Annotated in this window: 7 protein-coding genes; 4 read left to right on the forward strand and 3 right to left on the reverse strand. The window is 40.3% G+C overall.

The features are described from left to right. Positions 1 to 12: 12 nt before the first annotated feature. Positions 13 to 594 (reverse strand): LemA family protein, encoded by a 582-nt coding sequence (locus OQX63_RS19855; RefSeq protein ID WP_090502080.1) that lies wholly within the window; start codon positions 592 to 594, stop codon positions 13 to 15. A gap of 604 nt (positions 595 to 1198) precedes the next feature. Between OQX63_RS19855 and OQX63_RS19860 the strand changes: the two genes are divergently transcribed. From OQX63_RS19860 to OQX63_RS19870, 3 genes are read left to right on the forward strand one after another with little or no spacing between them, the layout of a single operon-like run. After that, positions 1199 to 2740 carry an NAD(P)/FAD-dependent oxidoreductase gene (locus OQX63_RS19860; protein WP_265852551.1) on the forward strand — a complete coding sequence of 514 codons (1542 nt, stop codon included), beginning with the start codon at positions 1199 to 1201 and terminating at the stop codon, positions 2738 to 2740. Positions 2741 to 2773: 33 nt separating this feature from the next. After that, complete coding sequence (locus OQX63_RS19865; protein WP_265852552.1) at positions 2774 to 3241, forward strand: DinB family protein; 468 nt, start codon at positions 2774 to 2776, stop codon at positions 3239 to 3241. 10 nt (positions 3242 to 3251) lie between these two features. After that, positions 3252 to 3611, forward strand: a complete 360-nt coding sequence (locus OQX63_RS19870) for a CoA-binding protein (RefSeq protein WP_265852553.1) — start codon at positions 3252 to 3254, stop codon at positions 3609 to 3611. Here the strand turns inward: OQX63_RS19870 and OQX63_RS19875 are convergent. Then, positions 3608 to 4717 (reverse strand): acyloxyacyl hydrolase, encoded by a 1110-nt coding sequence (locus OQX63_RS19875; protein ID WP_265852554.1) that lies wholly within the window; start codon positions 4715 to 4717, stop codon positions 3608 to 3610. The genes OQX63_RS19870 and OQX63_RS19875 overlap by 4 nt on opposite strands. Then, positions 4717 to 5682 carry a lipid A deacylase LpxR family protein gene (locus OQX63_RS19880; protein ID WP_265852555.1) on the reverse strand — a complete coding sequence of 322 codons (966 nt, stop codon included), beginning with the start codon at positions 5680 to 5682 and terminating at the stop codon, positions 4717 to 4719. Before OQX63_RS19880 ends, OQX63_RS19875 begins: the two co-directional genes overlap by 1 nt. Positions 5683 to 6154: 472 nt before the next feature. On the opposite strand from OQX63_RS19880, the gene OQX63_RS19885 reads away from it, so the two are divergent. After that, a complete protein-coding gene (locus OQX63_RS19885; protein ID WP_265852556.1) occupies positions 6155 to 6319 on the forward strand; it encodes a hypothetical protein in 165 nt (54 codons plus the stop codon). Positions 6320 to 6367 lie beyond the last annotated feature (48 nt).

Here is a 6367-nt window from a genome sequence, read left to right on the forward strand (position 1 = left end):
GTGTTAAGAATATTAAAATTCTACTTTAGGTGCGTCTTTTGCAGAAGCATCAGCCTCAAAATATCCTTTAGGTTTAAAGCCGAACATGCCAGCAGTTAAATTGGTAGGGAAAGATCTGATTTTACCATTATATTCCTGTACTGCATCGTTAAAATCTTTGCGGGCAACAGTAATCCTGTTTTCGGTACTTTCCAACTGTGCCGATAAATCACTAAATTGTTGTGTAGCCCTTAGTTCAGGATAATTTTCAGTGATGGATAATAATTTACCCAAAGCCTGACTCAATTGTCCTTGAGCAGCCTGGTATTTTTGAATGTTCTCTGGTGTTAGCTCATCAGCTTTAACCGTCATCTGGGTTGCTTTTGCACGTGCTTCGGTTACTGCTGTTAAAGTACCCTGCTCAAATTTAGCTGCACCTTTTACGGTAGCCACCAGGTTCGGAATTAAATCTGCTCTTCTTTGATACTGGGTTTGCACGGTTCCCCATTTCGATTTAACGTTCTCATCCAATTTAACCATGCTGTTATATCCGCATGAACTTAAAGTGCTCACTGCAATAACTGCAGCTAAAAATCCAAATATTAATCTTTTCATTTTTATGGTTTTGTCTTTTTAATAGAATTGATTTATGGTCAATTTACGAATTAGATATCAAATTGCATGCCTTTGTTACACTTTGAATGATTATATGACAGGTTGGCAAGGGCTACAATAATTAATGAGGTGAAATTTGGATGTTTTGGTTGGCGAATGGAATAATGAACCGGCCTTATATCCAACCGTTTTTTTGTTTGGAGCGCAGGGCCTTTTCGGTTTTTTTTAAGTGCGTTTCCGCTCTCCGCTTTATCCCGATGAAAACCTCTAAAACAAGCAAGCGCACCAAAATATTATATAATCTGGTGCTTAATCGGGATGCCCGCTCCGATCGGGGCTAAAAACTTTGGGCTGTGGCACAGAAAACCAGCATAGTAGCAGAAAAATAACTTAATTAAACCTGATCGAACGGATGCCTCCAATTTTTCATTGGGGCAGAAGGGAGAGCGGGACTATAGTTTCCAATGAAATACTGCAATTGCTTTCCAAAAAATATAAAAGTATCACTTTAGTCTGCTAATAGTTTTTATTCATAATCTGAAATCATCAAATATGCTATCAGATGCCTATCTTTGTACTGTTCGGGATAAAAACCTGACTAATTATGCAAAAAGACATCGAAATTACTTTGCTCCCGCATGAGGTTGAGCAAACTGAAGTTATTAAACAGAAACTCGCCGAAGGCCTAAAACTATCCGGAACAAGGATAAAAGGCTACGAAATTCTGAAAAGATCGATCGATGCCCGTTCCAGAAAGGTTATTTTCCGTTTACAGGTAAGGGTTTTTGTAGATGAAGAAGCCGTTACTGAAGTTTATCACATCAACTATCCCAACGTGAGCGATGCTAAGCCCGTAATTATTATCGGCGCCGGTCCGGCGGGTTTATTTGCGGCTTTGCAATGCATCGAAAATGGATTAAAACCCATTATTATCGAAAGGGGTAAAGATGTTAAACAGCGACGGAGAGATCTGGCTGCTATAAACAAGCAGGGATTGGTGAATACCGAATCTAATTATTGTTATGGCGAAGGTGGTGCCGGAACCTATTCTGATGGTAAACTATATACCCGTTCCAACAAACGTGGTGACATTAATAAAGTGTTGCAGGTTTTTGTAAATCATGGGGCAGAAGCGGATATCGCGATTGATGCCCGTCCACATATAGGCACCAATAAACTTCCACATATCATCACTTCGATAAAAGATACGATCCTGAATGCCGGAGGTGAAGTGATGTTCGATAGCCGGATGACTGATATTTTGATCGAATTTGGAAAAGTAAAAGGCATTGAGATAAATTTTGAAGAAAAATTGTTGGCTGATGATATCATCTTGGCAACTGGTCACTCTGCAAGAGATGTGTACGAATTATTGAACAGTAAAAATATTCTGATTGAGGCAAAACCATTTGCTTTAGGCGTACGGATTGAACATCCTCAGGAAATTATTGATTCAGCGCAGTACCATTGCGATATCCGTTCTGAATTTTTGCCGCCAGCTTATTACAGTTTAGTTGAGCAAGTTGGTGCACGCGGCGTATTTTCTTTTTGTATGTGCCCCGGAGGTATAATTGCTCCCTGTTCTACTGGCGAAAATGAAATAGTGGTTAACGGCTGGTCGCCATCTAAAAGGAATAATCCTTTCGCTAATTCTGGAACAGTAGTTCAGGTGACGTTAAATGATGTTCAAGGTTATGATCCGCTGAGGATGTTGCATTTTCAATCGGATATCGAGAAAATGGCTTTTGAGGCCGGTGGCGGAAATCTGGTTGCGCCTGCACAACGTATGGTTGATTTTGTGAACAACAAATTATCGATAGATTTGCCAAAGAACTCCTATTTACCTGGTACCAAAAGTTCCATGCTGGATAATATTTTACCCCATTTCGTATCAGATAGTTTACGTGCAGCATTACCCTTGTTTGGGAAAAAGATTAAGGGCTATTATACCAACGAAGCCATTTTGGTAGGGGTAGAAAGCAGAACGTCCTCTCCTGTCAGAATTCCGAGAGATAAAGAAACCTACCAGCATCCGCAGGTAAAAGGTTTATATCCCTGTGCGGAAGGAGCAGGTTATGCCGGCGGAATTGTGTCAGCAGCAATAGATGGAATTAACTGTGCAAATGCAATATTGAACGCATCTTAACAAACTTTATAGCATGCCAATTGTTATTTTGGTATGTTTAATATCACGAACGAAATAAAAAAAGCTTTTAACGGAGATGCCTGGCATGGTAACCATGTGATGCAGACACTAAATAATGTTAATCCAGAAAGTGCATTTAGCCATTTTGTTCCTGGCGCGCATTCTATTGCAGAAATTGCCTTACATTTAACCGCATGGACAGAAGAAGTTTCTTCCAGGTTGATCGGTAAGCCAGCTGCTGAGCCTGAAAGGGGTGATTGGCCTGAACCTGAAGCGCGGACAGCCCAGGCTTGGGAACGCATTATCTTTGATTTTAAGATTGCTAACGAAGAACTCATCCGCATTTGCGAAAGCTTAAAAGATAGCCATTGGAATGAGGAAATAAAAGATGAGCGTAATCCTGCTTTAGGCACGGGGGTAACCAATGCCGAACTCGTAAGCGGGCTGGCACAGCACCATGCGTATCACTCTGGTCAGATTGCATTATTATCTAAATATTAAGACTAAAGAGATGAAGAAAACATTGATTATAGGCGCATCGCCAGATCCATCCAGGTATGCATACAAGGCAGCTCATATGCTCAAGCGTTTCAATCATGATATTGTTAATGTTGGCATAAAACAGGGAGAAGTGGCAGGTATTGAAATCGAAAAGCCTGGAGAAATTCATCAGGATATTGATACCGTTACCTTATATATAGGTCCTGCTTTGCAGCCACAATACCACGATTATATTCTGGCTACAAAACCTAAAAGAGTAATCTTCAACCCCGGCACCGAAAATTACGAATTGGAGAAATTATTGGATCAGCACGGTATCGAACCTGTTGAAGCCTGCACTTTAGTATTACTAAGTACCGGGCAATATTAAAACCGGTATACTATACCCCAATTTACGTAATCAGCCTGGGCAAAGTGCATATAGGTCTTGGCTTGTAAACCCAGGTGTGGAGTAATGTTAAAAGTTGGGCCAAATGTCCAGTACCAGGTCGCTTTATCCATCAATCTGTTGTAGTGAATGTATTTCCCGATCTGAGCTGCAACAGTTACCCTCCATAAATTAATGTCGGCACCAACACTAATGCCTGTGCGCCATTTATCATAGGAAGTACCGTAGTTTTGAAATGTATTAACATAATTATTGGGATCGAAAGTGGTATAATAATAAACCGCGTCTGCACCTGCCTTAAGCGACATTACATCATTCAGGTAAAAATTGTAACCTGCATATATTCCGCTTTTGTATAGGCTTTTACTTCTATCACCAAATACCCCCCTCGCACCCAAACCGGCACTAAGCTCGATCGAACTCCGCTGTAAAGTGGTATAGGTGCTTTTCCGCTCCTCAGTCAATGTTTTTGGATTGTTGAGCTTAAGCCCGATGTAAATATTCCCTGTGTTTAATCCGCCATTTGGAACAGTTGCCCCTCCGTTTGAGACATGTAGGAAACCAAAACCCAAAAGTAGATCAGTATATTGGCTCATTGGTAGCTCCATACCTAAATCTGCTTTAATGGTTTCGTTAACCGGGCTTCCTAAAAATCTGTTTTTGGTATTATTAAAGTAATACTTGTTTGTGTAACCCAAGCCAACACCAGGCGTAAAATTAAATTTCGCTTTTCCTACTTTGAATAATTGAAAATCCATCTGGGCCACCAAGCCATATACCTGTCCAAAAGCATTGGCCGAAGTATCTTTTGTGCCTTTAAGTTTGCTTAAATCTCTAAAAATAAAGCCGATCCCGTAAGATTTAGCGGCACTAAATCCAATCCATTTATCACTATTCTGGCTAATTTCCTTAAAATAAGCTGCATCAAATCCTGTAATCTGGTCCTGAAACAAATGTCCCTGATCTTCATTGATATGTGTCCCGAATATGGGCTTAAGAATAATAGAATGATTCTCAGGAGCAATTTGAGCCTTCGCAACTGAGCAGCCTATAATAACGAAAATAAAAATGAGTAGTTGTTTTTTCATTAGTTTTTACTAAAACGGTAAGCAAGACTATAAAAGGCATAACGGTAGCCAGTGGCACTGTTTTTAACTTCGTTAGAAGTAAAGGTAGCCGTATAGTTGGCTGTCCAGCGTGCAATGGCGAAGGTTAAACCTACCTGTGTGGTAAAAACCATTGGCTTCGGCTTAAAGGTGATCGGCCCCTTATCATTCAAGAAGAGACCGCCTTGTAGGCTAGAGTCATAAGCTATTGCATGTAATTGTGGTGCAACCGAAAGGAAAAGTTCATATTTGCGTTTAGCATTATTTTTATTATGGTTGCTTACCAAGCTATTAAATGCAGCTGAACCATCCATTTCATTATATTTTCCTAATCTGAGCAATGCACCAACATTGGCTTTTGTTATTACATTACCTACCGCTGCTGAAGCAGTTCCGGTAACATCAAATATTTCGTTAGGGGTAGCCAATAAACGCTTATTATATTCTATGCCCAGATTTAAGGTGGGTTCGCTATTTAATCCATATTCCCAGCCGGCAATTTGATTTTGGCCAACCAGTTTATGGTAAGTTTTCTGGAATTCCTCGCCCAGGGCATCCTTACCAGTAAGGCCAATCTGTGCCGAAACCTTTAAAAGCTGTTTGTTTTGATAAAACCTGCTGTAGTTAGCCTCACCATACAGATAGGCGGTAAAAGGCCGGTCGTGCAAGGCAGGGTTGGGTGCATAACTATAATAAGGATTGTATATTTTCTGCCCCAGTTCAAAACCAATAACCTCTTTACTACGGCCGGCTTTCAGGTTTTCGCCATTTAAAGCATGCCTGTATTTAATAAAAAAACCATTGGTGTAATATTTATCGCTGGTAATATCAATGTAGGCATCATTCTCCGTAATAACTACGAGCTCATTTTTGTAATTCTGAGCCTGGCCAAGCTTTGCAATAAAGATAAAGAGCAAAGGTAAGTATGTTTTAAGCGCAATTTTCATTGGTAATAAGGATGATTTAGTAAGTGGTAAAAGTATTAATTATTGTTAATATCCCGGTAGTTGTATCATTCACTTATTTTACTGCATTTTTTCTAGCAAAGCAGGTTCAGTGCTACTATATGAGTATGTTCCCGCTATTCGCTCCAAATCCTCGGCTCGTTCCTCGCCTCCGGGTTTTCCTCTGTTATCGGGTTTAGGTGGGCCGGTCTTCCGAAGTTTCAAGGGGCTGGGTGCCGGAGAAAGGCTGGGCAAAATTAGAATTGCCGCAAAATCCCGGCTGCCGCCGTCATTCTGAACCTGTTCCAGGATCTTTTCACTGCGTAAATTTACCTAGTTTTTAAACCCTGCAAGAGTTGCAAAACTGCCCTAAACAACTCTTCTTCCGAAAAGTTTTAAGCACGGTAAAAATATTTCCTGTTGAAAACCATTGACTTACGTTTAACCGTACAGTATTTAATTGATTCCCTTTGCTATGAAAGATATTTTTCCTACTTTTGCATCCCGCTCCGGAGGAGAGGGCAATAAACTGAAAAGATGGCATAGTGATAAAGAGGGCAGGATTTATTTTAAATTAATTCTTGCCAAAGAGAAAAAGATTGCTACCTTTGCAGCCCGGTTCGGAAGAACGGAAAGCTAAATAACATTAGCATATTGAAATAAGGTTAAAGGGAAAAAGAAGGCTTCA

The organism is Pedobacter sp. PF22-3 (genome assembly GCF_026239555.1).
Taxonomy (GTDB): Bacteria; Bacteroidota; Bacteroidia; order Sphingobacteriales; family Sphingobacteriaceae; genus Pedobacter.

Bases quoted from the DNA above. Each gene is read 5' to 3' on its own strand.
- OQX63_RS19855 (WP_090502080.1), bottom strand. From the start codon at position 594: ATGAAAAGATTAATATTTGGATTTTTAGCTGCAGTTATTGCAGTGAGC.
- OQX63_RS19860 (WP_265852551.1), top strand. From the start codon at position 1,199: ATGCAAAAAGACATCGAAATTACTTTGCTCCCGCATGAGGTTGAGCAA.
- OQX63_RS19865 (WP_265852552.1), top strand. From the start codon at position 2,774: ATGTTTAATATCACGAACGAAATAAAAAAAGCTTTTAACGGAGATGCC.
- OQX63_RS19870 (WP_265852553.1), top strand. From the start codon at position 3,252: ATGAAGAAAACATTGATTATAGGCGCATCGCCAGATCCATCCAGGTAT.
- OQX63_RS19875 (WP_265852554.1), bottom strand. From the start codon at position 4,717: ATGAAAAAACAACTACTCATTTTTATTTTCGTTATTATAGGCTGCTCA.
- OQX63_RS19880 (WP_265852555.1), bottom strand. From the start codon at position 5,682: ATGAAAATTGCGCTTAAAACATACTTACCTTTGCTCTTTATCTTTATT.
- OQX63_RS19885 (WP_265852556.1), top strand. From the start codon at position 6,155: ATGAAAGATATTTTTCCTACTTTTGCATCCCGCTCCGGAGGAGAGGGC.